Consider the following 25,494-nt stretch of genomic DNA (forward strand, 5'->3'; position numbering starts at 1 on the left):
CAACTATGGAAAAGCTTATTTGTTGCGCCCAGCGAGGGGCGCTGAGGTATAGGGAGTTGCAATGGACGCACGGCTTGAAGCCATCCGGGATACGGTGCTGGCACGAAATCCCGGCGAAGGGGAGTTCCACCAGACAGTCACTGAGGTCTTCGACAGCCTCGGCCCAGTGCACGACCGCCACCCGGAGTTCCTTGAAGGCGCGGTCCTCGAACGGCTCTGCGAGCCCGAACGCCAGATCATCTTCCGGGTGCCGTGGACGGACGATGCCGGCGGCTTCCAGATCAACCGTGGTTTCCGGGTGGAGTTCAATTCGGCGTTGGGGCCCTACAAGGGGGGCCTGCGCTTCCACCCCTCGGTAAACCTAGGGATCATCAAGTTCCTCGGCTTCGAGCAGATCTTCAAGAACGCGCTGACCGGCATGCCGATCGGCGGTGGTAAGGGCGGGTCCGACTTCGACCCCAGAGGACGCTCGGACGCCGAGATCATGCGCTTCTGCCAGTCCTTCATGACCGAGCTGTACCGCCACATCGGCGAATACACCGACGTCCCGGCCGGGGACATCGGCGTCGGCGGCCGCGAAATCGGCTACCTCTTCGGACAGTACAAGCGGATCACCAACCGCTACGAATCCGGTGTCCTCACCGGTAAGGGCATCTCTTGGGGCGGTTCGCTGGTACGGCCCGAAGCCACCGGTTACGGCACCGTGATCTTTACCGAGGAAATGCTTAAAACCCGCGGCCAGTCGTTTGAGGGCCAGCGCGTGGTGGTCTCCGGCTCCGGCAACGTCGCCATCAACGCGATCGCCAAGGCGCAGGCGCTCGGTGCCACGGTTGTGGCGTGCTCCGATTCCTCCGGCTACATCGTGGATGAGGCCGGGATCGACGTCGACCTCCTGCGCCAGATCAAAGAGATCGAGCGCGGACGGCTCAAGGACTACGAAGCCCGGCGCTCCGCCGTTTCCTATGTGGAGGGAGGTTCCGTCTGGGACATCGACGCGACGGTCGCGCTGCCGTGCGCCACGCAGAACGAACTCGATGGCGACGCTGCCGCCCGGCTGGTCCGCAACGGCCTGCTGGCGGTGGGGGAGGGCGCCAACATGCCCTCGACGCGAGACGCCGTCGCGGTCTTCCAACAAGCAGGCATCCTGTTCGGCCCGGGCAAGGCCGCCAACGCCGGCGGGGTGGCGACGTCCGCGCTGGAGATGCAGCAGAACGCTAGCCGCGACTCCTGGTCCTTCGCGCACACCGAAGAACGGCTCACCGAGATTATGGTCGGGATCCACGAACGCTGCTCAGCCACCGCGGACGAGTACGGTGACCCGGGGAACTACGTACTGGGAGCGAACATCAGCGGCTTCGTGAAGGTGGCGGACGCGATGCTGGCCCAGGGACTCATTTAGCTTGCCGCGCGGAAAACAGCGGTCCAGGAAGGCCGGTTTCGTCAGATTTCAACTGGCGGCGCGGGTATTCGTGGGGCGGGAGTAGCCAGCGCCAAAGGCGCCGCCCAGCCTTGGGGCGTGACAGAACGAACACCTGACGAGTCTTGCTTGCGTGGATTGAATGATGTTCTACTCCTTAGGGGTAAACGCGCGTTCACCGTCCCCACAAGCCGCCCCTTAGCTGAAAGCAAGAGATGACTCGCTCCACTGCCCTGACAACAGCACGGCCGTCCTCGACCGCCATCACTGCGGTACTGGCCCTCAGCGGCACCCTTGTTGCCCTGATGCAAACACTTGTGGTTCCACTCCTCCCGGATTTCCCCGGAATCCTGGGAGTATCTGCCGACGACGCGTCCTGGCTTGTGACTGCCACCTTGCTCGCGAGCGCGGTGGCCACGCCCATCGTTTCCCGCAGTGCGGACATGTATGGGAAACGCAAGATGATGGTGGTGTGCCTTGCCATCATGGTGGCAGGCTCGGTGATGGCAGCGGTTGGGGCTTCGTTCGTGTGGCTGATCATCGGGCGGACGCTCCAGGGCTTCGCCACGGCCCTGATTCCCGTGGGTATCAGCATCATGCGCGATGAGCTGCCCAAGGAGAAGATGGGTTCCGCGGTTGCGTTGATGAGTGCCACCCTGGGAATCGGTAGTGCTTTGGGGTTGCCCCTCGCCGGAGTCCTGTACCAGAGCTTGGGGTGGGCCTCGATATTCTGGGTTTCCGCGGCCGCAGGCACACTGCTGCTCGTTGCAGTGGTTTTGGTAGTCCCCGAGTCCAAGGTCCGCACCCCGGGTCGCTTCGACTATGCCGGCGCGTTGGTGTTGTCCGCAGCGTTGGCCGCCCTGTTGCTGGCCATTTCCAAGGGAGGTTCCTGGGGCTGGCGTTCGGAGTCGGTTCTGCTGCTTTTCCTCACCGCCGCAATACTGCTGACCGTCTGGGTCCCCTATGAGCTTAAGGTCAGCCAGCCGATGGTTGACCTGCGCACCTCGGCCCGCCGGCCCGTGTTGATGACCAACGTGGCCTCGCTGCTGATCGGCTTCGCCATGTTCGCCAACATGCTCTTGACCACCCAGCAGCTGCAGCTGCCCGCCTCCACCGGCTACGGCTTCGAGCTGAGCGTGATCACTGCGGGCCTCTGCATGGTCCCGTCCGGCCTCGCGATGGTGATATTCGCACCCATTTCCGGGCGCATCATCCGGGTCTTCGGCGGAAAGACCGCGCTGATGGCCGGGGCAGCCGTCATGATTGCCGGCTACGTAGGCCGCGTCTTCTTCTACGATTCCATAGCTTCCGTGATCATCGGCTCAACGGTGGTGAGCGTGGGTACAGCCATTGCGTATGCTTCCATGCCGACACTCATCATGGGTGCCGTGCCCATTACCGAAACTGCCTCCGCCAACGGGTTGAACAGCCTCGTCCGGTCCATCGGTACGTCGACGTCCAGTGCGGCGGTTGCCGCCGTCCTCACCTCGGTCACCCTGACGGTCGGGTCCAAGAGACTCCCCGCATTCGATGCCTTCAAGGACGTCTTCTGGATGGCCGTGCTTGCGTCGGCCGCTTCCATTCTGGCGGCAGTCTTCATCCCACGCGCCGCCGCTGCCCTGCGTCCGCCCGCGGGCGCAGTCGAAGCCGGCGAGCTCGTGGTTCAGGGACGCGTACTGGCGCCCGACCACCGCCCCCTCACTCCCGCCGTCGTCACCGTTCTCCAGACCGGCGGCCAGCCGGTGGATTGGGGCCGCGTGGACACTGAGGGGAACTATTCCGTGGCCCTCCCCGGCGCAGGCAAATACCTCATGGTGGCCAATGCAGCTGGCTGGACACCCACGGCCGAAGTCTTTGAGTTCGACGGACGCACTCTCGAGCACAACGTCCTGCTGCGCGACCGGCTGACAATCGGCGGCGAAGTAAGCGTGGCCGGCGAGGGGATTGCCGGTGCCGTGGTGACCTTGCTCGAAGCCGGCGGCGGACACGTTGCCACCACCAGGACCGACGCTGACGGGATGTACGCCTTTCCGCTGCCCCCGGCAGGCCGCTACCTCGTGACCATGCTTCAGCCGTTGACGGAGCGGGCAATCGCGCAGAAGCTCGCGGTGGACAACCGCTCCGTCACCCTGGATCTCGCCGCGCCGCCCGTTGGGGAAATCTCCGAAGAACCGGTGGGAATGTGAGCATCACTAGCCACGAAGCGATCCTCCGCTCAGCTGCACACCTTTTTGGCGAGCGCGGCTACCGGGCCGTGACGGTGCGGGACATCGCCGCAAAGGCGGGCGTGTCGGCGGCCTTGGTCATAAAACAGTTTCTTAGCAAGGAAAGGCTTTATGCGGCCGTGCAACCGGACGAATCGGCGCTCGCCGAACTGGACGTCCCGACGTCGGAGCTCGGCAGGGCCCTCGTGTTCCGCGTGCTGATGCGTCGGGAACGCGGACACCAGGAACCCTGGGCCGCCATCCCGTTCGCCGTGCTGGATGCGCCCAGCACGGACGCTGCCCGGGCCGACATTCGTGAGCGCTACCTCTCCGCCATCGCCCGCCTCATCGGCGACCGCTCAGCGGACCGCCGCTTCGCATCCACGGTGACTACCTTGATGATCGGCTTCGGCGAAGGCGTACGCACCCTGGGCCTGTTCGACGGCTGGAGTTTTGACGAACTGATGTCGCACTACGGAGCAATCGTCCAGGCCCAGATCGACGCATGCACTGCGGCAACGTAGGCATTGCTGACTTCTGGGTGTTGCCCTGCCGGTCGGATACCGGCAGGAACGCTAGAAGCGTTCTACGGCCCGTGTGCCGAAGAGACCCTTAGGACGGATGAGCAGTACCAGCAGCAAAACTATGAACGGCGTAACGGTGGCAAAACGACTTCCGAGATCCGGCCACAGCACGGGCTGTACGAGGGCGGTGAACTGCTGTACCAACCCGATGGCGAAACCTCCTACGATCGCGCCTACAGGGGAGTCGAGTCCGCCCAAAACGACGGCTGGCATGGTGGCAAACACCACCGAAGTCAGACCCAGTGTCACCCCGGATGATCCGGTGGCCAGCAGCGTTCCTGCGACCGCGCCGAGAGCGCCGGCGACAAACCACACGCCGTAAGTCACCCTGCGGGGGTTGATGCCAATCGAGACCGCGGCCTCTTTGTCGCTTGCAGAGGCGCGCATCGACAGACCACCCCGGGTGTAGGTGAGGAACAGGAAGCAGGCGATGATGAGAGTCACGCTGATGGCGAGGGTCCAGATGTCACTGACGGAGATCGCTACCCCACCCATCGTGATCGTGTCCAGGCGCCAGGGATCGCCGAGGTTCTGGGACTTAACTCCCCAGATCGAACTTACGATCGCTTCGAAAATATAGAGCACCCCGATGGTGACCATGAGAACGCTGAACGTCGGACGGTGTGCGAACCGCCGCATCACGAATCTTTCGGTGAGGATGGCAGTGAGGCCGCAGACGCCCACCGAACACAGCAGGCCAACAAAGAAGCCAAGGTTCCAGACCGCGCCGAACTGATAAGTAAGGTATGCGCCAAGTAGAACGAAGGCGCCCTGCGAGAAGTTCATGATCCGCGTCGCCGCGAAAACGATGACGAAGCCGAGGGCGACGAGGGCATAGGTACTGCCGAGGGCGAATCCGGAGACCGCGGTTTGCAGGATGTCGTTCCAGGTCACTGCTTTGCCTTTCCTAGGTACGCTTCGATCACCTTGGGGTCGTTTTGAATCTCGCTCGGTGTCCCGGAGGCGATCATTGCACCGAAGTTGAGGACGACTATGCGATGGGCCAGCGACAGCACGAACGGCATATCGTGTTCGACGAGGACGATGGAGATGCCGGTTTCTTCGTGCAGCTGTTTGATGTATCGACCGAATTCCGCCGTCTCTTCGCTGTTCATGCCCGCAGCGGGCTCATCCATGAGCAGCACTTTCGGCGACATGGCCACAGCACGGGCAAGTTCCACCCGCTTGCAGATGCCTTGTGGAAGTTCCCCCACAGCCTTATCGGCAAAGGGTTCGAGGCTCAGCGACGCGATCAGCCCATCAACGCGTTCCAGGAAGGCCCGTTCCTCCTTGCGCGTGCGTCGCGGACGGAGGCCTGCACTGACCATGCTTGTTCGCATGACGTAGTGGTAGCCGAGCATCAGATTTTCACGCACCGTCATCGAACCGAACAGAGCCAGGTTCTGGTACGTGCGGGCGACTCCGTGGGCAACGATTTTCGAGGGCACCATCCCTATCAGGGAACGACCATCTGCAGTGATGCTGCCCGAGGTCGGCCGATGCTGGCCGGTGATGCAGTTAAAAAGAGTGGTCTTGCCAGCGCCGTTCGGCCCGATCACGGCGAGGATTTCACCTTGGTCGAGGGTGATGCTGACATCGTTGAGGATGCGCAGGCCGCCGATCCTAACGTTCAGGCCCGCGACCTCAAGTGGCTTGGCATGGGCATTCACCGATGGCGTAGCCGGGGTGATCAAAGTGTCGGTCATTGGTGGCCTATTTCATGTCGGGGTAAACACTGTCGTTCACGACCGTGCTCACCGTCATGTCGGAGAGGCGTTGGAAGCGCTCGATGTTGGCGCTTTCCTCCATGACGCCGGAGGTGAGGCACACAAGGGAAAGTTCACGCGCGGGATCCACCCAGTACAGGGTTGATCCGGCACCGTAGTTACCAAAGGTGCCGGGCGAGGTGAGAGTTCCGAGGATGCTCGGGTGCATCCCTTCGCCTCGGATGAAGAATCCGAGGCCCAGATTTGCGGGCATGACGTCCCAGTTTCGACGCTGCGCCATCGGAATCCACCAGTTATTGATGAGGGTACCTGTGTGGTTCTTCGTAGCGCGTTCCAGGATCGCGGGGGCAATGAGGCGGACTCCGTTGAGTTCGCCGCCCCGGCGGAGCATCTCGGCGAAGCGGAGCACATCGCCGGCCGACGACACTGCGCCGACCCACGGCATTTCTGCCTTCTCATCGAGCACCGTATTAAGAATCTCGATATCGGCCGCGCTGAGCCATCCGGTGGCCTCGAAGCGTGCTTTCAGGGGAACAAGGCGGTCGGCCCAGGCCTCCGGGGCGCCGAGGGCGGTGTTGGTCATTCCCAGCGGTTCAAAGACATCGCGCTGCAGCAGCTCGCCAAATGACAACGAGTTGCCGTGGACCCGTCGCACCATTTCGCCGAGGAGCGCGTGGTTGAAGGCAGGAGAGTAGTCGACAGTATGGCCTGGATCGCCGATGGCATCCATGGAGCAGATCGCCTCGATGGTTGCCTCCAGACTACCGAGCCGCTCGTACTCAACGGGCTCCGGCGTGGGCGGAAGGGCTGACCGGTGAGTGATGAGATCGGTGACCGAAATACGGTCCTTACGCTTGTTGAGAAAGCGGTCCTTCGAGCGGAACTCAGGGATGACGTCCACGACTTTCGTCGTCATAGACAGCAGCCCCAGTTCAATCGCCTGGTAGACGAGGGTGTTGGTGAACGCCTTGGTCAGCGACAGAATGCGGAAAATATCATCCGTATGCGCGCGTCGTCCGGTGTCGCGTTCGGCGTACCCGATTGCCTCGTGCGCGACGATCTCGCCCTTGTGGGCGATGGCGATCACGGCTCCGTCATAGTCGCCAGCTTCGACGTCGAACTTGATGCGATCAGTAAGCCGTGACAGCGCCCTGTCGTCGATGCGCGTGGTGGTGGACTGTGTCATGGGTGGGACCTCGCTTCATTGTGGGTGCCAGCGGCGCGTAGTCGCAGATGATGTCGGCTGCGACGGCTCTGTTCAGATCCACCGTCATCTGCGCTCTTATTGTGATTGAATTCAATCTTATTGGTGGATGCTAGCAGCAATCTCACCGGCAACAAACAGGGCTATCCCGAAATTTCGGTGTCTATCAGGTTGCAACTGATGAAATATCTCGAGGTCGAGTAGTGAATCTCAATCCGGGATTTGCCAACTGGACAATATTGGATACAAAAGATATACATACTAGGTGACCCTGGTCACGGTGAACTTTTACCCGTGGCAACTGGCCTGCGGGAACTGTGAAGTCCCACCTTGAGGGAGCGGTGAGTTGGTAAATCAAAAATACGAGGAGAGTGCAGCGGTGACCGTACTGCAGTCTCCGAAATCGAAGTCTGCCCCGAGGGCGGCAGCGCACCATCCGCGGGCAATCCCACGGATAGTTAAGTGGGCAGCTCTGCTTGTGGCGCTGATTGCGTACATCGGGAGCCCGCTGATGCTCGATGACGCACGCCTCGGGGTGTTGTCGCTTTGTGCCGTCTACGCGATCGCATCGATCGGGCTGACGCTTCTCACCGGCAAGACGGGCCAGGTCACCATGGCGATGCCGTTCTTCATGGGGGTTGGCGCCTATGGGGCCGCCTACTTCGGAGCTCAGCTGGGCCTTCCATTTGGGTTCTACACCCTTCTGGCTCTCGCCATCGGCGCCGGACTCGGCGCCCTGACCGGGTTCCTCTCCATCCGGCTGGGCGGGGACGAACTCGCTATCACGACCCTGGGTATCCTCATGGTCGGGCAATACGTATTCAACGAGTGGAAAACGGTGACCGGAGGGGAGTCCGGGATCAGCCTTCGGTCCGCGTCGATCGCGCTCGGGCCTGTCGATTTCGCCGCACTGGGAGACTTCACCCGATCACAATCGATGTTCTGGCTCACTTGGGGCATCCTTGCTGTTGCTGCCTACTTGGCGGGGTCGATCGTGGTCTTCCGTCCCGGCCGTGCCATGCAGGCCATCCATGATTCAGAGAGATCGGCCGAGGCCGTGGGCGTCAACGTCCGTTCCTACAAAATTCAGGTTTCGGCGCTGGCAGGCGGGCTCGGTGCCCTCGCGGGAGTCCTTTACGCGGTGCTCCAGCAGTTCGTCTCGCCCACGGCCTTCGGTATTTCGACGTCGATCCTGCTGTTTGCCATGATCGTCATCGGCGGAATGGGGAGGGTCTCCGGCGCGATCCTCGGCGCCGTCGTAGTCTGGTCGGCCCAACAACTGATCGCCCAGGAATCCCAGGGCCCCGTGCTGAGCCTCTTCCTCAAAACAACCGAGAGCGGGCCGGGCCTCATGACGGTCGGCGCTTTCAACATCCTTGCCTATGGACTCATGATCGTCCTTCTCCTCATGTACGCCCCGAAGGGTCTCGTGAGCCTCTGGGATTTCGGGGTCGCCAAATGGCGCCGCCGGGCGGGATAACGCACTTTCAACCATCAGCTTCACGGACGCAGCACAACTCAACCAAAGGAGATTGAGCATGAACAAGAGAACTACTTCTGCCGCACGAATGATGGGCATCGGACTGATCGCCCTGTCGATGACGGTTACGGCCACGGCGTGTGGTCGGAGCGGGCCCGCGACAGCGCCCGCTGCGGACGGCGGCCTCGCCAGCGCTCCCGGCTTTGACGGTAACAAAATCACTCTCGGCGTTCTTGGCGTAACTACGGGCGCCCTCGCGGAGCCGTCCGGAACCATTCTTGAGGGCATGCAGGCGTACTACAAGGCGCTCAACGACAAGGGCGGCATCGACGGCAAGTACAAGGTCGACCTGCTCGTCCGCGACACGGCATACGACCCCGCAAAAGTCATACAGGAGTACAACTCCAGCAAGGCCAATGTTTTGGCGTACACCCAGATTTTCGGGACCGCCATGACCAACGCGATTCTTCCGGACCTCAATGCCGACGGCATCATCGGCATCCCCAGCAGCGGTGACGGGACTTTGCTGCACCAGCCCTCCATCATGATGACAACTGCCCCCGCTGAGATCGACGTGATTAACGGAATCGAGTGGGCAACATCCCAGTCGGGCCAGAAAAACGCGCGGGTCTGCTACGCCGCCCTTGAAGGGGCTCTCGGTGCTTCGAGCAAGGATGCTTTGTACTGGGGTGCCGGCAAGATGGGCCTGAACACTGGAACCTCCGTGACCCTGCCGCTCGACGGTGACTACACGCCCCAGATCCAGGAGCTGCGTCGAGACGGGTGCCAGATCATTATGACCAAGGGCTCTGGCGTCGTTCTCACGAAGCTGCTCAGTAAGGCAGCCGAAGTTGGCTTCGCACCGCAGTGGATGGCGCCGTCCTCCGACTGGATCCCGTCCATGAAGGCCTCCCCCCTCGCCGCGTACATGCAGGCGCATCTTCTGCTCGTGAAGGACGCCACCATCTACGGTGACACCAACGCGGCAGGTATGGCCGACATGATGGCGGCGCATGACAAGTACACCCCCAACGTGACGCCGGTGTGGCTTTACACGAACGGTTATTCCTCCGCGATGGCACTTACCTCCGTCATTGAGAAAGCCATAGCCAGTGGCGACCTATCCCGGAAGGGCATGATGGCGGCGTTCAATTCGACAACGGCACTCGATTTCAAGGGCCTTCAGGGCAATATGCCCTGGGGTGCACCAGCGGTCCGCGCGGCATCGAGCGTGTACTCCGTTATCGGCATCGACGTTTCCACCCAGACCGGCCAAAAGATCAAGGATTTCGGCGTCGAGGGTAAGACCTCAAAGGGATACACCTTCCAGAACAAGAAGTAGCAAATGTCAGGAAACTAATGTCGCAAACGCATACTGCGAGTGACTCGGTTGGTGCCGGGCATAACAGCCCGGCGTCAACCGCCCTCGCCATCAATGACCTCTCAGTCAGCTACGGCGCCCACGCGCCTGTACTCCACAACGTCTCCCTTAACGTGCCCGATGGTTCGGTTGTCACCCTCCTCGGCGCTAATGGTGCCGGCAAGTCAACCCTCGTCCGCGCGGCGACCGGCCTTCTTGACGTGCATCAGGCGCGGGTCGTGTCGGGGAGCATCCTGCTGTACGGGCAGGATGTGACCGCCGCTTCGGCATCGGAGCGCGTGCGAAAGGGAATGTCCCAAGCCATGGAGGGCCGCCGCATCTTCACGCAGCTGTCCGTGGACGACAACCTCCGCGCAGGGGCGATCACCCGCCGGGGCGGAAACCAGATCCGGGGCGACCTGGAACGGGTCTTTGACCAATTCCCGGAGCTGAGGGAGCGCCGCTCGTCCAAGGCGGGATTCCTATCCGGAGGCCAACAGCAGATGCTGGCGATCGGTCGCGCACTGATGGCAAAGCCTCGACTGCTCATTCTCGACGAGCCTTCCCTTGGGCTGGCGCCCAAGCTGATCGAGCGCGTCTTCGAGGTCGTCGCCGACATCAAAAGATCGGGCACGACGGTGCTCCTCATTGAACAAAACGTAGCTATGGCCCTCGAGGCCTCTGACCTGGCGTATGTCTTCGAATCCGGAGCTGTTGTCGCGTCAGGTCCTGCTGCGGAAGTCAAGAACGACGAGAGAGTCAAGGCCGCCTACCTCGGCGGCCACGCCGGATAGCACAACAACAGCTCTCGAAAGGGACGACCTTTGCGATCTTTTGACGACTGGACGCTGCACAACATATTGCAAGCATGGCGGGGCATCTGCTCCCGCAGAAACGAAAGGACCTCCTCGTGACAGCAGCACGCTGCCCCGTCTCGCACACCTTCGATGCAATGGGAGATGACTACTTCCGCGACCCGGCATTGGCCTTTGCCAATGTACGCGACGAAATGCCGACGTTCTTCTACCCGTACCTCAACGCCTGGGTCGTCACGGCCAAGGCCGATTGCGAATACGTGCTCAGCGACTGGAAGAAGTTCTCAAGCGGAGACAAAGGTGCCTCCATCGAGGTGCCAGAGCAGTTTCAGCACATCGTTCCGCAGGAGCTGATTGCCAAGATTCTTGTGGGTTCCGATCCGACCGGTCACACTTTGTCCCGCAGCGTAGCTGGCCGAGCTTTCGTCAAACCCCGGATGGATGCCTTGCAGCCTGTCATTGAGGAGCGTGCGCACCGTATCGTCGACTCCTTCGCCGCCGAGGGAAGTACCAACCTCATGGAGGCCTATTGCCTCGAGCTGACTACGCAGACATTCATGGCTCTCGCCGGTCTTGACCATGAGGCCGAACCGATGATGCGCCAACTGCGAGATGACCAGTTTGCTATTCTCGCCAGTGCTCTGGAGCCCATGGAGGAACCCCGTCGTTCGGAAGTGTGGGGCCGCTACGCCGAGGCGCAGACATACCTGCGCGGGATCGTCCACGAGCGCATCGAGAACCCCGGCGATGACCTCATCTCGGAGATGGCAGGGGTCAGGGACCGCGAAGGCGCCATGGTGCTCTCGCCTGAGCAGATCGCCGTGCACGTCGGAGAGTTCTCCGGCGCCGCCACCGACACGACGGCGCAAGCGATGGCCAACGCGGTACTGTTTCTCACTGCAAACCCCGAGGCGCTTGAGGCCGCCATGGCCGACCCGCAGCTCTGGCCGCGGGTCTTCGACGAGACCGTCCGCCGCCGTCCATCCGGCACGGCGACGCGGTGGGCCAAAGAAGATGTGATCCTCGGCGGTGCCGAGATCAAAAAGGGCGATGTGGTCTGGCTGGGTCTGGCCAGTGCGAATACGGACGCTTCATACTACGATCGGCCGTTCGATTTTGACATTCACCGGGCGGACGTCGGCGATCATCTTGCATTCAGCAAGGGGCGCCATACTTGCCTTGGGCAGCCATTGGCCCGGGTCCAGGGAGCGACGGGTCTGAAGGTGCTGTTCGAGCGCCTTCCGTCCCTGCGCGCTGATGCTGACACGCCGCTGGATTTTGTGCAGATGGCACTCCTGCCGATCCGCAGGACCTTGCCCGTGCATTGGGACGTCACAGACGCAGCCCGTGCCCGTGAACTGATCTAAGAGAGAAAATATGCAAACGGAAACCCGCATCCCCCTGACCGTCTCCGCACGTCGCGATGAATCTGAGGGCGTAATATCGCTCCTGCTCGCCTCACCCGACGCCACGCCATTGCCTGCATGGGCCCCTGGCGCCCATATCGACGTCGTTCTCGACGACGAGATGGTCCGCCAGTATTCGCTGTGTTCACGTCCGGCTGATGCAGGTACCTGGCGGATCGCGGTGCTACGTGAGCCTGCCGGGCGGGGTGGATCTGCCCGCATCCATGATTCATTAACGGCAGGCACCAGCGTGACGGCCAGCGTTCCACGGAACAAATTCGCGCTCCACCGCGCCAGCCGCTATATCTTCATCGCCGGTGGTATTGGCATTACGCCGATCCTGCCGATGATTGAGCAGGCGGAGGCCGACGGCGCTGACTGGTCACTGCTCTACGGTGGCCGTACCCGGGGGTCCATGGCTTTTCTGGAGGAGCTGGGACGGTACGGCGATCGCGTCACCATCGCCCCGCAGGATGAAGTAGGGCTGCTGGATCTGAAGTCCCTGCTCGCTGTGCCCCAAACCGGCACCTTGATCTACGCCTGTGGCCCCGAGCCTTTATTGCTGGCAACCGAAGCGGCCAGCGCGCATTGGCCGAAGAACTCGCTGCGAGTGGAACGGTTCGCCCCCAAGGTGGTCGAGACTGTCGGCGAAGACGAATCGTTCGAAGTCGAGTTCGCGGAAAGCGGGCTTGCCGCGATAGTTCCCCCGGGCACGACCATCCTTGAGGTTGCCGAGAAGATCGGTATCAACGTCTTCTCCTCGTGCCAGGAAGGGACCTGTGGCACCTGTGAAACTCCGATCCTGGCGGGCCGCGCTGAGCACCGGGACTCCTTACTCACCGATTCCGAGAAGGACGAGCAGTCCAGCATGATGATCTGCGTATCCCGTGCCGAACACGGGTGCCCCAAGCTTGTGCTCAAGCTCTGACGTCCGCAGACACAGGGGATCCTATGGATCAAGTGACAAGTGTAGGACTGTCGAGATTGCATACAGACGGTCTAATATCAATCCCAGCTGTCTTTGCGAACCCGTGCAATCGACGGTCCACAGCCACGGTCAGGAGCAAAAGATCATGACTCATTCAGAACGGACGGAGCCAACCGAACCCCGGACGCCGGCTGATCCGGCGGCAAACTCGCTGCGGTCATTCCTTGTCGCCCCCGAGCATGGCAGTATGACGGATGCCGTCACTGATGCTCTGCGCGAGGCCATTCTCAGCGGGGCACTGGCACCTCCCGCCTGGCTGCGCGAGGATGACCTAGCGCAAACCTTGTGCGTCAGCCGGACACCGGTGAGGGAGGCTCTTCGCCGTTTGTCTGACGAGGGTCTCACCCAGCGCGTGGCCAACCGGGGCACCGTCGTCGCTCAAATGTCGATCGACGAAATCCTGGCTGTCTATGCCGTTCGCGAGAGCCTTGAAGGACTAGCGGCCCGCACCGCAGCCATCCGCAGGCCGGCAGGCCTGGTGGATGCACTTACCGCGGTGCACCGCGAGATGGAAGGACAGGTCAACGACAGTAGGCGCTTGGCTGAGCTCAACCTGCAATTCCACCGTCTCATTCGGGACGCGAGCGGCAATCCATATCTCGAACGGTTTCTGACGCAGGTCGAACACGCTGTGCGCCGCTTTGGACGTACGACCTATGACTCCGAGGGGCGTTCCGTCGAGAGCCTCAAGGAACACTATGCGATCCTTGAGGCCATTGCGGCCGGTGATGCCGATCGTGCCGAAGAGCAAGCAGTGGCCCACATGCGCCGCGCCCGCGAGGTGCGGGTGAAGCAGATGCTTGCGCGCTAAGCCGGCCGCCCGATTTCCTCGACTTGACAGAGAAGAGGCCAATCGGCATGGTTATTGCATGCAATGTGTGAACAATCTGCATATTTTTTTGTGCGTAATCACACTCCTCAAAACGAAACACGTATCGCGTTATGAATCTTCAACGGAACAGGTGCACGAATGACTGACTACCGCATGCTGATCGGCGGGCAAAGAGTTGATGCGACCGCGCTCCGCCGCTTGCCGGTCACCAACCCTTACACCGGGCAGCAGATCGGCACGATTCCGGATGCGTCGGCCTCGGACGTCGATGATGCTATCGCCGCAGCGCGCCATGCTTTCGACAATGTGTGGTCCGCAGTTTCCGGGACGCGTCGCGCCGAGTTGATGAACCGCCTTGCCGCCCTCATCGACGACCGCTCCGACGCTCTCGGCCTTCTCGAGTCGCAGGATAACGGCAAGCTTCTGCGGGAGACGAGCGCGCAGGCCCGGTTCTCAGCCCGCAATTACCGCTTTTTCGCCGGCTATGCCGACAAGCTCTATGGGCGCACGATTCCCCTGGACACTCCCAACACGCTCGACTACACGCTGCGGCAGCCGGTGGGCGTCGCAGCCCTTGTGACTGCATGGAATTCGCCTATGCAGCTCCTCGCCAACAAGCTGGCACCAGCGTTGGCAGCTGGCAATACCGTCGTGATCAAACCGTCGGAACACGCCTCCCTCACGACCCTGGTACTAGCCGACCTCGTCGAAGAAGCGGGCTTTCCTGCGGGCGTCATCAACATCGTTTCCGGCGGCGTTGAGTGTGGCCGTGCCATCTCCGAACACCCTGGCCTCGACCGCATCAGTTTCACCGGAAGCGTGCCCACCGGGCAGGCGATTGCTGCAGCCGCCGCGCGCACATTGGTACCGGTCACTCTTGAACTAGGGGGAAAATCCCCGAACATCATCTTCGAAGATGCCAATCTGAAGCGCGCCGTCACGGGAGCGCTCGTCGGAATTTTCTCCGCGGGTGGACAAACCTGCATTGCCGGCAGCCGGCTCCTGGTACAGGACAGCGTCTATGACCGCGTCGTCAGCGAAATCGCCATACGGGCAGACGCTATCCGGCTTGGAGACCCCCTTAAGCCTGCTACCCATATGGGACCAGTCGCCAATGAACCGCAATTTGAGCGGATCACACGAATGATCCGTTCGGGCGTCGACGCCGGCGCGCGCATGGTGGCTGGCGGGGTGGTTCCGCACGCCACGGAGCTTTCCGAGGGACTCTTTATCCGGCCAACGGTCTTCGCTGACGTTGACAATGGTTCTTCGTTGGCTCAGGAAGAAATTTTCGGTCCTGTACTGTCGATCATCCGTTTCTCGGATGAATCCGAAGCGGTCGCGATTGCCAACGACAGCAGCTTTGGTCTGGCTTCCGGCATCTGGACCGACAATCTCGGCCGGGCACACCGTGTCGCCGAGAAGATCGTGGCGGGGACCGTGTGGGTGAACACCTACCGCTCAAGCGCAGCCCAGGCACCGTTCGGGGGCGTTGGAAGATCCGGCCACGGACGCGAACGAGGCGAAGAAGCCCTGGACGAGTACTTGCGAACCAAGAACGTCATGGTCGACCTAAGCGAAGAAACCATCGATCCTTTCGCCGCCGCACTCGGGGAGCCTCCGATTCACGTACAGGATTCAGATTCCACGAAGGAGAACCAACAGTGACTGACAACGCAACCACCGTAGCTCTGGTCGGGCTGGGCAACATGGGCGCCGCGGTCGCCTCACGGTTGGTTCGCGTCGGCCCGCTGAAGGGATTCGACCTCAGCGCGTCACGACGCGACGCCGCGTCAGCCATGGGCGTGACAGCCGTGGACGATCTAGCGGAGCTGGCTGACGCCGACGTCGTCCTCTTGTCTCTTCCTACGCCTGAGATCTCCCTCACGGTCGGACGCACCCTGGCCGAATATTTGCGCCCGGGCAGCATCATCGTTGAGACGAGTACCGTCAACCCCGCGGACATGGGACGCCTCGCCGACGCAGTGTCAAGCAGTGGCATCCGCGTGGTCGACGCCGCCATCCTCTCCGGCGTCGGGGGCATGGCCGCCGGTACCAGCGTGCTGCTCACCGGCGGCCGTTCCGAGGATCTCGACGCAGTGGCGCCGGTCTTGGAGGCAATGAGCGGCCGCACCATCCGTTACAGCGAGCTTGGCACCGGCATGGCGGCCAAGGTCATCAACAACGCCGTGGCACACGCCGTAATGGTCGTCCTTTCCGAGGCAGCATCCCTGGCCGTCGCCACCGGAATCACCGTTGAACAGATCGCTGATCTGCTCCGCGACCCGGATGCCGGCCTGCTTCGCCCCCTCACTCACCGAATTGACGAGCGTGTTCGGCAGGGCAACTACGAGGGCGGTATGCCGACCGAGGCCGCCCGGAAGGATTCGGTGCTCGCCTTGCAGCTAGCGCAGGCCCATGACGTACCGCTGTTTGCCATCCAAGGCGCCCACAGCGTGTATGAACTGGCCCTTGCTGCAGGCCTTGCCCGTCACGACTATGCGTCCATCGCCACCCTGTGGGAAGGCTGGACGCACAGCCCATTATCCGATAGCGCCCGGACCCCCACGACTGCCGTTTAGGCATCTAGGTATCCAGGCCAAAACCAACAGACTGAAATGGAACAACAGACATGACAGATGTGATACCCACCACCGAAGAATCCCAAATCGGAGACGAAGGGCACTACGACGTCATTGTCGTCGGTGCCGGAAACGCCGGATTCAGTGCAGCCCACGCCGCGAGGGAGCTCGGAGCGTCCGTGCTTCTTCTGGAGAAAGCGCCGGTCGAGGACGCTGGAGGCAATAGCTTCTACACCGCTGGCGCCTATCGAATCGCGTTCAACGACATCTCCGACCTTGTTCCCCTGCTCGACGACGAAACTGTGAAGCGGTTGCCGCAGACCGTTGTCCCGGCGTATCCGGCCGTTGATTTCACCAGCGATATGAGCCGCATCACCGAAGGACGCAACGATGCGACCCTTACAGAGATCCTCGTCTCGCGCTCATACGACACGCTGCGCTGGCTGCACTCCAAGGGCCTGCAGTTCCGACTGATGTACGAACGCCAGGCCTATGAAGACAACGGCGTGTTCACGTTCTACGGCAATCTCGTCGTCGGGTCCGTGGGAGGCGGCAAGGGGCTCATCGCCCAGCACACCGAGGCGGCTGTTTCCTCGGGTGTGAGCTTCCGCTACGGCGCCCGGGTAACCGGATTTCTCCGCGGTGACAACGGCGAAGTCACTGGAGTCCAGTACACCGATGCCGACGGCGCCGCCCGAACAGTTTCGGCCGGAGCGGTCGTACTCGCAGCAGGTGGCTTCGAATCAGACCCCGAGCGCCGGGAACGCTACCTTGGCGAAGGCTGGTCAAATGCCCTCGTGCGCGGCAATCCGGGCAACACAGGCGAGGTGCTCGACATGGCGCTCGAAGCCGGAGTACAGCGGTTCGGCGACTGGGGTAGCTGCCACAGCGTGGCATGGGATGCCGGCGGCCCGCCGAACGGAGGCAACCGCGAGCTGACCAACCAGATGACGCGGCAGAGCTATCCGCTCGGCATCGTTGTAAACCGTGAGGGCAAGCGATTCATCGATGAGGGTGCGGACTACCGCAACTACACCTACGCCCGTTACGGGCGCGAAATACTGAAGCAGCCCGAAGGGATTGCGTTCCAGATTTTCGATGCAAAGACGCGCCCCATGCTGCGCACGGAAGAGTACGACTCCACGCCGATTTCGGGCGCCCAGGCCGACAGCATCGAGGAACTCGCCGAGAAGCTGGGGATAGCCGTCGACGACTTCCGGCGCACGGTGGATGAGTTCAACAACTCAATCGTCGACCAGCCATTCCACCCGTCCGTTAAGGATGGACGTGCCGCCGAAGTCGTGCCGCCGAAGTCGAACTGGGCCTTGGCTATCGATACCGCACCCTTCTACGGCTACGCCGTGACCTGCGGTATCACCTTCACCTTCGGCGGGTTGAAAGTGAACGAGAACGCGCAGGCTGTCGATGAGTCGGGCACCCCGATCCCGGGACTGTATGTCGCAGGTGAGATGGTGGGCGGGCTCTTCTCCGGCAACTATCCTGGCGGATCAGGACTGACATCCGGAGCGGTTTTCGGACGTCTGGCCGGATCCCATGCGGCTTCTCTCACCCGTGCCGGTTTACTGGTGTCATGACCATCCAGGCAAACGCATTCGCCGTATACGCGATCCGCTTCGCTTCCCGGGACGCCTCCCTTCGCAAGGAGCACTTCTACCGGGGTGATCCCTGTGGGGATGAAAGCCTGCCGATCGACTACTTCGTATGGGTGATCGTAGGCCGCGGAACAACCGTGTTGGTGGATGCCGGGTTCACCCGGGAAGTTGCCGAGCGCCGGGGGAACAGGACCTTTCTGCAACCCCCGGCCGAAACAATGCGGCAGCTCGGCATCGCCACCGACAGTGTCAAGAACGTCATCTTGACTCATCTCCACTACGACCACACGGGCCACCTTCCGGACTTTCCATCGGCTCAGGTGCACCTGCAACGCACGGAGCTCGACTACTGGACCGGACCCTATGCCGGACGAGGAGAGAACCCCCACCTCATCGAACCGGGGGACCTGGCATATGTGAAGGAGCAGCTGAAGAACGGGAATGTCACGCTCGTCGACGGCGACGCGGAGATTGTTCCTGGAGTGAAGGTGCACCGTGTTGGCGGCCATACCCAGGGTCTGCAGGTTGTTGCGGTGGAGACTGAAGGCGGCACGCTTGTCTTGGCCTCCGACGCCACCCACTTCTACGCCAACATAGACGAGGACCGCCCTTATTCAATCGTTGATCACCTGCCGTCGATGTACGACGCGTTTGACTGGATCAAAATGACAGCCAGCGTTCCCGAATTCATCATTCCGGGACACGATCCTCTGGTGCTCGAAAGATTCCCCGCAGTGCCTGGGCTTGAGGGCATCGCCGTTCGTTTGGCGTAGGGGACTGTGCCCGTCAGGGACGGGAACAGTCTTGTCCTGTCAAAGTTGCATACAATACGAAAACAATTGATCTCCAGCAGGTGTGGGAATGAGAAGGAGAAACAGATGGTAGCTGTCAAAGAATTGACGGTATCCCCGGGGGCGATTGCGTCTCTGGAAGAGCAGCTGGAAGCCGCTGCTTCAGCGCGCATTGTGAAGAGCCCGCGGGGATATGAAATATTCCACTACGAAGACAGTCTGCAGGTGCTGCGTTCCCCCGATATCCGCCGGGCCAAGCTGTTCCTTTACCGGGCCGACAACATCGGCCTGACCGAGGGCTATGCCCGTGACTTCATGGAACGAATGCTCAATACCCAGGAGGGCGAGCAGCGCAAGCATCTACGGACTCCCATGGCGCGGTTGCTGTCCCCGCGCAAGACCAAGACGCTGACTGAGGCCGTCCGCGACATCGTCAACACCCTGCTCGACGAGGTGCAGAATCCCGATGACGTCGATTTCCTCAAAGAAGTCTCCTGGCGTCTCCCTCCGGAAGTGTATTGCCATATGGTGTCGATTCCCCGTGAGCTGGCCCCGACAATCGGGCGGCTTTCCGACAGCCTCCTTGGTCCGCTGCTCACCGTGGATTCGAGCCGCAAGCAGGAACTCATTGATGCCCACTATGAGGTGTTCGCCCTTGTCGAAGAACACATCGAGACCCGGCGCAAGAACCTCAACGACGATTTCACTTCCGCTCTCATCGAGGAGGAAATGGCCGGCAACCTCAGCACTCAGGAACTTTATGACACGGGAGTGGGTCTGCTGGAGGCCAGCGTTGACAACACTGTTCACCAGAGCGCGATCATGATGGGAATGTTGCTCGAAGACCAGGGGCGGTGGCAGCAGCTCCTGGCTGAGCCGGGTCTCATGCCAAACGCGGTGGAGGAGACGCTCCGGGTCTACCCCCGCTTCCGAACGCATATGCGGTATGTTCCCGAAACCATGGACGTACTCGGTACCACCGTGCCCAAGGATGACCTTATTTTCATCCATGTTGAGGCCGCACAAAACGACCCGACGGTATTCGACAATCCGTCCGAGTTTGACATGACGCGTCCAATGGTGCCCGGTCCTCTTTTGTTCGGTCAAGGGCAGTATTCCTGCATCGGCCAGAATCTGGCACGGCTCGAAATGCACACACTGCTCACCGCCGTCATGGAGCGGTTCCCGAACGCGCGCCTCATCGAACCCTGGCAACAGCATGAGGGTCCCTTCGTCCGCGAGGTCACCTCTTTGCGGATTTCACTTACCGGAAAATGACTTTTCACCAACCAACGATGGGAAGAATCTCATGACAGAAAAAACACGCTTCATTGGTAAGACGGTGGTCGTCACCGGCGCTTCGCGGGGGCAGGGTGCTGCAGAGGCACGCGCTCTGGCGTCAGAAGGTGCCACAGTCATTATTGCCGACGTGACGGACGCAGCGGGCCAGGCTTTGGCCGAAGAAATCGCAGCCGGGGGTGGACACGCAAGCTACCAGCATCTGGATGTCACCTCCGCGTCGGATTGGGCCAAGTTGCGCGAGTCCCTGATAGCCGCCGGCCACGGGCTGGACGGGCTTGTCAATAACGCTGGAATCTCCGTTCCGGGGCGCCTGTCCAATGTCACCCTCGAGGCGTGGAACAATTCCTTCGCCGTCAACGTGACTGGAGCAATGCTCGGAATCCAGACCCTGAGTCCCATCATGAACCAGGGCGGTTCGATTGTGAATGTCGGCTCGATCGCGAGCCTGATCGCACACCACAACGTGGCATACAGTGCGGCGAAGTGGGCTCTCCGTGGCCTGTCGAAGACCGCCGCAGTCGAGCTGGCCCATCAGGGAATCCGGGTAAACATGATCCACCCGGGTTACATCAAGACGCCGATCAACGCCGACATGCCCGCCGCATTTCTCAACACTCAACTCGCTTTGACCCCGGCAGGCCGGGGAGGGCACGTGGATGAAGTGGCGGATCTCGTCTTGTTCCTGCTCTCAGCGGACTCCACATTCATTAGCGGCAGCGAGATCCCGATCGACGGCGGATTTACCTCCCATGGAGGTAACAAGCCCATTTTCGACGCTATCGATGCTGCCGCGGCGAACTAGCGCGTCGACAAATGGTGACGGCTGAACGGCCCGCGGCGGAGGGGGCGCAAGCAGATGCGACGCTGAGTGAGCGGTTCGCACGATTCGTGGCTGGGCTTGTGTTTGCCGAGCTGCCCCCTGCGGTGACGGAAAAGGCGCGGATTTGTCTGCTTCACCAACTGGGGATGGGGCTGGCGGCGCACGGTATCGCGTGCGTTGGCCAGGCCGCCCACATCGCCGCCAGAGAGCAGGCTCGGCCGGCGGCAACGATGCTGCACGGGGGAGAGCGCACCTCGGCCATGAACGCTGCCTTCGCCAATGGCGCCCTCTTCCACGCCCGGGTCCAGGACGACACGCACCATACCGCCCACCTTGGAACGGCAGTAATCTCCGCCGCCCTCGCCGTGGCTGAGGAACGTGGAGCAAGCGGCGCTGATCTGCTCGCTGCAATGGTTGCCGGTTATGAGATTGCCGGTGGCCTCAGCCGTGAGTACACGGCGTTGACCACACCCCGCGGAATCCGGGCAACCGGCGTCTTCGGTGTGATCGCCGCGGCCGCAGCCGCGGCTAAACTTATGCGCCTCAACGAGGCGGACACCGCTCACGCACTGGGAATCGCTGCGGGCTTTGCCTGTGGAACGAGCGAGCCTTTCGGCGCGGGCAGCCCGGAGTTCCACTTCAATAACGGGCAGGCCGCAAAGAACGGCATCCTCGCTGCCATCATGGCGGAGGAAGGTGTGACAGCGGCCAGCACGGCATTCGAGGGCGTGGCAGGCTATCTTCAGGCCTATGCGGGAGATCGCACCGAGCCGTTCCGGGCCGCTGCAGAGCTGGGTCAGACGTTTGAAATTCTCAACGTGAACCTCAAACCACTCCCAGTGTGCGCCGGAAACCAAGTGCCGGTGAGGAACGCCAAGATCCTCGCCGAGCGGATCGGTGACATTTCGCAAGTGCAATCCATCCGGATCGAAATGAACCCGTATGAGGCTAACCACCCGGGAATCGCGGGATACGGGCCCTTCCGGAACCGGGTGAACACGCTGATGAGCACCCCGTTTTGTGTGGCGCTTGGACTCTTGGGAACCGAAATCACCTTGGCAGCCATGGAAAGCTATGACGATCCGGGTGTCCGTCGCCTGGTGGGCCTTAGCAAGGTGGTTGCCGCTGACGATTTGCGGATGTTGCAGTCCCGCATCACAGTCCGGCTTCTGGATGGCAGCGAATTTGAGAATACGCTGGCGCTGGGAGAGCGGGACTGGCGTCCGACCTTCGCCCAGGAGGCAGGGCTTCTGTCAGCCATGAACGCCGAAATGCCCATCGACGCCGAAAGGCTGAGAGATTTGGTGGAGCATGTGCAAAACATTGGCGAAGCCGCGTCGGTGGATCAGCTAGTGCGGCTCTGCGTGGCCTACCAGACAGAGCAATAGTTGGATTAAAGCGGCAGCGGAACTCCCTGCGGAGTTCCGCCTGGACCGGAGAGGTTACACCATTGAGTGACGACAATCGTGCTGACGGCGGGATCCTCCGCTGGGGCATCAAGAAGAGTCTGCGTGAATACGTTGCCGGGCCCGCGGACGGTCAATTTACCGTCAATGGAAGCGTGGTGCCCCTGGATGTTGAGTCCTTTGGCTTCCCTGCCGCGGCGTCCGCTTATGACATCTCCACCGGGCTGGGAACGCTCCGATTCGAGGGCACAGTGGAATTCACGGGCCACCACGGCATGCGCGTGGCCACGGTGACCGACCCTTGGATCCAGATCACTCCGGAGGGTGCGGTTCTTAGCACTGTCCGGTGGCCCGGGCGTGCGGCCCGGATTGTCCTGGCCAACCTGGTCCTCGGACAGCCAACGCATGACGACGGTCGTCTGGCTTGGCACAACGTGCCGGCGACACTCTCCGCCGAGGGTGGAGAGATCTTCGGCGACGTCTACGCGGCCGGCGAGGCACTGGACACGATTTCCATCGAAGTCGTGGCGTACTGAACAGCGCTCGATAAGGTGCCCGGTCCGCCGTCGGGCGCGTCTCCTAGCGAAAAGCGGGGACGCCGGTGAGTTTGTTGCCCAGGATGAGGGTGTGGACTTCGTCGGTGCCTTCATAGGTGCGTACTGATTCGAGGTTGTTGGCGTGACGCAGAGGTGAGTAGTCCAGTGTGATGCCGTTGCCGCCCAGGATCGTGCGGGCTTCGCGGGCGATTTTGATGGCTTCGCGGCAGTTGTTCAGTTTGCCGAAGGAGATCTGGTCCAGCGATAGTGTGCCGGCGTCCTTTTTGCGGCCCAGGTGCAGGGCCAGCAGGAAACCCTTGTTGATCTCCAGTGCCATGTCCACCAGCTTCTGTTGCGTCAGCTGGTAGCCGGCCAGGGGTTTGTCGAACTGCAGGCGTTCCTTGGAGTAGTCCAAAGCCGCTTCGAACGCGTCGCGGGCGGCGCCCATGGCGCCCCAGATGATCCCGTAACGGGCCTCGTTCAGGCAGGAGAACGGGCCTTTGAGTCCGACGACGTCGGGCAGCACCGCGGACTCGGGCAGCCGCACCTCGGTCAGTTCGATGTCGCACTGGATGGAGGCACGCATGGAGAGTTTTGGTTCGATCGGGGTGGCCGTGAATCCCGGAGTTTCTGTCGGGACCAGGAAGCCCCGGATGCCGCCGTCGGTCTGGGCCCAGATGATGGCGACTTTGGCCACGGACGCCAGACCGATCCAGCGCTTGGAACCGTTGAGGACCCAGTCGCTGCCGTCGCGGCGGGCGAAAGTCTTCATGCCGCCGGGATCCGAGCCGGCAGTGGGCTCGGTCAGGCCGAAGCAACCGATCGCCTCGCCCTTGGCCATCGCCGGCAGCCATTCCTGTTTCTGTTCTTCCGAGCCATGCTTGTAGATGGCGCTCATCGCGAGAGAGCCCTGCACGGAAACGAACGTGCGTAGCCCGGAGTCGCCGGCTTCCAGTTCCGCGCCGGCAAGTCCGTAGTCGACGGCGGATCGGCCCGCGCAGCCGTAGCCCTTCAGATGCATTCCCAACAGGCCCAGGCGGCCCAGTTCCGGGACGATTTCCAGCGGAAAGACGGCCTTTTCATACCACTGGGCGATGTTCGGCTTGATCGCGCTGTCCACGAAGGAACGCACGGAATCGCGCAGAGCACGCTCGTCTGCACTGAGGAGGGAATCAAAATCAATCAGATCGCTGATATCAGACATTTATTGGCCTTTCACGGTGGTGGTTGAGGGTTCCGAAGAGAAGATGGTGCCTTGGTGTTCGCCAAGGCGCGGAGGGACCTGCCGGTATTCCGGACCGGTTGCGGACAATCGGATGGGATTGGCCAGCTGCCGGGACTCCCGGCCGGTAGCGGGATCAGTGACAATGATCGACGGGCCGAGTCCCAGGCTCTCCGCCAGTTCGAAAGCCTCGCCGACGCTGTTGACCTTGCCTGCTGGAACCCCGGCTGCGAGCAGTTTCTGTTGCCACCGCGCGGCCGTGTCGGCAAGCAGCGCCGTTTCGACAACAGTGCGTAGTTCCGTCCGGGAGGCCACCCGGCGTTCGTTGCTGAGGAACCTTGCCTCCGCCGCCAAACCCTCCAGGCCAAGGACCCGCGTCAAGGCTGCGAACTGCCGATCATTGCCGACGGCGATTGCGAGTGTGCCGCTCCCGGTGCGGAAGGTCTCATAAGGGGCGATGCTGGGGTGGGCGTTGCCCAATCGAGCGGGGGATTTCCCGGTGGCGAGGGTAGCCGTGCCTTGGTTCACCAGGGCTGCAATCAGTGAAGAGAGGAGGTTGACCTGCACCTCCTGCCCCATCCCGGTAGCATCGCGGACCCGCAGCGCCATCAAGATTCCCGCGAGTGCGTTTTGTCCGGTCAGGACATCCACCAAGGCGACTCCCGCTTTGCTGGGTTCCCCTTCGGAGGGGCCGGTGATGCTCATCAGGCCGCCGAGGGCTTGGACCAGGAGGTCGTAGCCGGGCATGTCCGCGCCGGCGCCGGCGCCGAAGCCCGAAATCGAGCAGTAAACGAGGTCCGGCCTGTCCTGGGACAGGGTGTGGTAGTCCAGTCCGAATTTCGCCATCACGCCAGGACGGAAATTTTCGACGACGACGTCGCACTCAGCGATCAGGGTGCGGGCATATGCCAGCCCACGTTCCGTGGAGAGGTCTGCGACCACGGACTTCTTATTGCGGTTGACGCTGGCGAAGTATGTCCCCGTGCCGCTGGCATCCACGGGTGGAATCCATGCACGGGTATCGTCCCCGGCCGGACTCTCAATTTTGATGACCTCGGCCCCATAATCGGCCAGCATCATGGTGCACAGGGGTCCAGCAAGGACGCGGGAGAAATCCGCTACTCGGATTCCGGCCAGCGGCTGGGGGCTTGATGAAATGGGGGAGGGGGATGCCACAGCGCACCCTTTCTGGTACATGTTGCATG

22 protein-coding genes are annotated in these 25,494 nt (G+C 61.8%); 17 read left to right on the plus strand and 5 right to left on the minus strand.

Translation table 11 applies throughout. The features are described from left to right. Positions 1–61: 61 nt before the first annotated feature. The 3 genes from gdhA to A3M3_RS0108920 all read left to right on the plus strand — a co-directional run bounded on the left by gdhA (position 62) and on the right by A3M3_RS0108920 (position 4,145). Positions 62–1,399: an NADP-specific glutamate dehydrogenase gene (gene gdhA / locus A3M3_RS0108910; RefSeq protein WP_028266034.1), complete on the plus strand. Its 1,338-nt coding sequence runs from the start codon at positions 62–64 to the stop codon at positions 1,397–1,399. Positions 1,400–1,632: 233 nt separating this feature from the next. After that, positions 1,633–3,603 carry an MFS transporter gene (locus A3M3_RS24395; protein ID WP_051423060.1) on the plus strand — a complete coding sequence of 657 codons (1,971 nt, stop codon included), beginning with the start codon at positions 1,633–1,635 and terminating at the stop codon, positions 3,601–3,603. Then, positions 3,600–4,145, plus strand: coding sequence for a TetR/AcrR family transcriptional regulator (locus tag A3M3_RS0108920; protein ID WP_028266035.1), 546 nt, complete (start codon positions 3,600–3,602; stop codon positions 4,143–4,145). The genes A3M3_RS24395 and A3M3_RS0108920 overlap by 4 nt, the downstream gene beginning before the upstream one ends. Before the next feature lie 51 nt (positions 4,146–4,196). Here the strand turns inward: A3M3_RS0108920 and A3M3_RS0108925 are convergent, their stop codons facing one another. From A3M3_RS0108925 to A3M3_RS0108935, 3 genes are read right to left on the minus strand one after another with little or no spacing between them, the layout of a single operon-like run. Continuing rightward, the gene (locus A3M3_RS0108925; RefSeq protein WP_028266036.1) at positions 4,197–5,099 is read right to left on the minus strand and encodes a branched-chain amino acid ABC transporter permease; all 903 of its coding nucleotides are present in this window, start codon (positions 5,097–5,099) and stop codon (positions 4,197–4,199) included. Continuing rightward, complete coding sequence (locus tag A3M3_RS0108930) at positions 5,096–5,911, minus strand: ABC transporter ATP-binding protein (RefSeq protein ID WP_051423061.1); 816 nt, start codon at positions 5,909–5,911, stop codon at positions 5,096–5,098. The genes A3M3_RS0108925 and A3M3_RS0108930 overlap by 4 nt, the downstream gene beginning before the upstream one ends. 7 nt (positions 5,912–5,918) lie before the next feature. Beyond that, the gene (locus A3M3_RS0108935) at positions 5,919–7,118 is read right to left on the minus strand and encodes a serine hydrolase domain-containing protein (RefSeq protein WP_028266038.1); all 1,200 of its coding nucleotides are present in this window, start codon (positions 7,116–7,118) and stop codon (positions 5,919–5,921) included. 529 nt (positions 7,119–7,647) lie between these two features. Between A3M3_RS0108935 and A3M3_RS24400 the strand changes: the two genes are divergently transcribed. The 14 genes from A3M3_RS24400 (at position 7,648) to A3M3_RS0109010 (ending at position 23,067) form a co-directional block, all read left to right on the plus strand. Then, positions 7,648–8,616: a branched-chain amino acid ABC transporter permease gene (locus A3M3_RS24400; protein WP_155854347.1), complete on the plus strand. Its 969-nt coding sequence runs from the start codon at positions 7,648–7,650 to the stop codon at positions 8,614–8,616. Positions 8,617–8,674: 58 nt separating this feature from the next. Continuing rightward, on the plus strand, positions 8,675–9,958 hold the full coding sequence (locus tag A3M3_RS0108950) for an ABC transporter substrate-binding protein (RefSeq protein WP_081736744.1): 1,284 nt from the start codon (positions 8,675–8,677) through the stop codon (positions 9,956–9,958). Between the two features lie 17 nt (positions 9,959–9,975). Continuing rightward, on the plus strand, positions 9,976–10,770 hold the full coding sequence (locus A3M3_RS0108955) for an ABC transporter ATP-binding protein (protein WP_081736745.1): 795 nt from the start codon (positions 9,976–9,978) through the stop codon (positions 10,768–10,770). Between the two features lie 116 nt (positions 10,771–10,886). Further along, a complete protein-coding gene (locus A3M3_RS0108960; RefSeq protein WP_028266041.1) occupies positions 10,887–12,158 on the plus strand; it encodes a cytochrome P450 in 1,272 nt (423 codons plus the stop codon). Positions 12,159–12,168: 10 nt separating this feature from the next. Further along, positions 12,169–13,125: a PDR/VanB family oxidoreductase gene (locus A3M3_RS0108965; RefSeq protein WP_035741538.1), complete on the plus strand. Its 957-nt coding sequence runs from the start codon at positions 12,169–12,171 to the stop codon at positions 13,123–13,125. A 145-nt stretch (positions 13,126–13,270) separates the two neighbouring features. Continuing rightward, on the plus strand, positions 13,271–13,996 hold the full coding sequence (locus A3M3_RS0108970) for a GntR family transcriptional regulator (protein WP_081736747.1): 726 nt from the start codon (positions 13,271–13,273) through the stop codon (positions 13,994–13,996). 159 nt (positions 13,997–14,155) lie between these two features. Beyond that, complete coding sequence (locus tag A3M3_RS24405; RefSeq protein WP_081736748.1) at positions 14,156–15,685, plus strand: aldehyde dehydrogenase; 1,530 nt, start codon at positions 14,156–14,158, stop codon at positions 15,683–15,685. After that, a complete protein-coding gene (locus A3M3_RS24410) occupies positions 15,682–16,599 on the plus strand; it encodes an NAD(P)-dependent oxidoreductase (RefSeq protein WP_035741540.1) in 918 nt (305 codons plus the stop codon). The genes A3M3_RS24405 and A3M3_RS24410 overlap by 4 nt, the downstream gene beginning before the upstream one ends. A gap of 50 nt (positions 16,600–16,649) precedes the next feature. Continuing rightward, on the plus strand, positions 16,650–18,194 hold the full coding sequence (tcuA, locus tag A3M3_RS24415; protein ID WP_051423063.1) for an FAD-dependent tricarballylate dehydrogenase TcuA: 1,545 nt from the start codon (positions 16,650–16,652) through the stop codon (positions 18,192–18,194). After that, complete coding sequence (locus A3M3_RS0108990; RefSeq protein WP_028266044.1) at positions 18,191–18,985, plus strand: N-acyl homoserine lactonase family protein; 795 nt, start codon at positions 18,191–18,193, stop codon at positions 18,983–18,985. Before tcuA ends, A3M3_RS0108990 begins: the two co-directional genes overlap by 4 nt. 105 nt (positions 18,986–19,090) lie before the next feature. After that, positions 19,091–20,281 carry a cytochrome P450 gene (locus A3M3_RS0108995; protein WP_028266045.1) on the plus strand — a complete coding sequence of 397 codons (1,191 nt, stop codon included), beginning with the start codon at positions 19,091–19,093 and terminating at the stop codon, positions 20,279–20,281. A 31-nt stretch (positions 20,282–20,312) separates the two neighbouring features. After that, entirely contained in the window at positions 20,313–21,107 is a 795-nt protein-coding gene (locus tag A3M3_RS0109000; RefSeq protein WP_028266046.1) for an SDR family NAD(P)-dependent oxidoreductase, read from the plus strand. A gap of 11 nt (positions 21,108–21,118) precedes the next feature. Next, positions 21,119–22,513, plus strand: a complete 1,395-nt coding sequence (locus A3M3_RS24420; protein WP_081736749.1) for an MmgE/PrpD family protein — start codon at positions 21,119–21,121, stop codon at positions 22,511–22,513. A 62-nt stretch (positions 22,514–22,575) separates the two neighbouring features. Further along, positions 22,576–23,067, plus strand: coding sequence for an HtaA domain-containing protein (locus A3M3_RS0109010; protein ID WP_028266047.1), 492 nt, complete (start codon positions 22,576–22,578; stop codon positions 23,065–23,067). 43 nt (positions 23,068–23,110) lie between these two features. Here A3M3_RS0109010 and A3M3_RS28015 read toward each other — a convergent pair whose 3' ends face one another. Further along, positions 23,111–24,271: an acyl-CoA dehydrogenase family protein gene (locus A3M3_RS28015; protein WP_028266048.1), complete on the minus strand. Its 1,161-nt coding sequence runs from the start codon at positions 24,269–24,271 to the stop codon at positions 23,111–23,113. Further along, on the minus strand, positions 24,272–25,486 hold the full coding sequence (locus A3M3_RS28020; RefSeq protein WP_051423065.1) for a CoA transferase: 1,215 nt from the start codon (positions 25,484–25,486) through the stop codon (positions 24,272–24,274). Positions 25,487–25,494 lie beyond the last annotated feature (8 nt).

This window comes from Arthrobacter sp. MA-N2, assembly GCF_000517125.1.
Taxonomy (GTDB): domain Bacteria; phylum Actinomycetota; class Actinomycetes; order Actinomycetales; family Micrococcaceae; genus Arthrobacter; species Arthrobacter methylotrophus.

What these genes read in the sequence shown, in the direction of transcription:
- A3M3_RS24420 (WP_081736749.1), top strand. Translation starts at nt 21,119, where the DNA reads ATGGTGACGGCTGAACGGCCCGCGGCGGAGGGGGCGCAAGCAGATGCG.
- A3M3_RS0108935 (WP_028266038.1), bottom strand. Translation starts at nt 7,118, where the DNA reads ATGACACAGTCCACCACCACGCGCATCGACGACAGGGCGCTGTCACGG.
- A3M3_RS0109000 (WP_028266046.1), top strand. Translation starts at nt 20,313, where the DNA reads ATGACAGAAAAAACACGCTTCATTGGTAAGACGGTGGTCGTCACCGGC.
- gdhA (WP_028266034.1), top strand. Translation starts at nt 62, where the DNA reads ATGGACGCACGGCTTGAAGCCATCCGGGATACGGTGCTGGCACGAAAT.
- A3M3_RS24405 (WP_081736748.1), top strand. Translation starts at nt 14,156, where the DNA reads ATGACTGACTACCGCATGCTGATCGGCGGGCAAAGAGTTGATGCGACC.
- A3M3_RS0108950 (WP_081736744.1), top strand. Translation starts at nt 8,675, where the DNA reads ATGAACAAGAGAACTACTTCTGCCGCACGAATGATGGGCATCGGACTG.
- A3M3_RS0108930 (WP_051423061.1), bottom strand. Translation starts at nt 5,911, where the DNA reads ATGACCGACACTTTGATCACCCCGGCTACGCCATCGGTGAATGCCCAT.
- A3M3_RS0108995 (WP_028266045.1), top strand. Translation starts at nt 19,091, where the DNA reads ATGGTAGCTGTCAAAGAATTGACGGTATCCCCGGGGGCGATTGCGTCT.
- A3M3_RS0108955 (WP_081736745.1), top strand. Translation starts at nt 9,976, where the DNA reads ATGTCGCAAACGCATACTGCGAGTGACTCGGTTGGTGCCGGGCATAAC.
- A3M3_RS24400 (WP_155854347.1), top strand. Translation starts at nt 7,648, where the DNA reads ATGCTCGATGACGCACGCCTCGGGGTGTTGTCGCTTTGTGCCGTCTAC.
- A3M3_RS0108990 (WP_028266044.1), top strand. Translation starts at nt 18,191, where the DNA reads ATGACCATCCAGGCAAACGCATTCGCCGTATACGCGATCCGCTTCGCT.
- tcuA (WP_051423063.1), top strand. Translation starts at nt 16,650, where the DNA reads ATGACAGATGTGATACCCACCACCGAAGAATCCCAAATCGGAGACGAA.
- A3M3_RS24395 (WP_051423060.1), top strand. Translation starts at nt 1,633, where the DNA reads ATGACTCGCTCCACTGCCCTGACAACAGCACGGCCGTCCTCGACCGCC.
- A3M3_RS28020 (WP_051423065.1), bottom strand. Translation starts at nt 25,486, where the DNA reads ATGTACCAGAAAGGGTGCGCTGTGGCATCCCCCTCCCCCATTTCATCA.
- A3M3_RS0108965 (WP_035741538.1), top strand. Translation starts at nt 12,169, where the DNA reads ATGCAAACGGAAACCCGCATCCCCCTGACCGTCTCCGCACGTCGCGAT.
- A3M3_RS28015 (WP_028266048.1), bottom strand. Translation starts at nt 24,271, where the DNA reads ATGTCTGATATCAGCGATCTGATTGATTTTGATTCCCTCCTCAGTGCA.
- A3M3_RS0108970 (WP_081736747.1), top strand. Translation starts at nt 13,271, where the DNA reads ATGACTCATTCAGAACGGACGGAGCCAACCGAACCCCGGACGCCGGCT.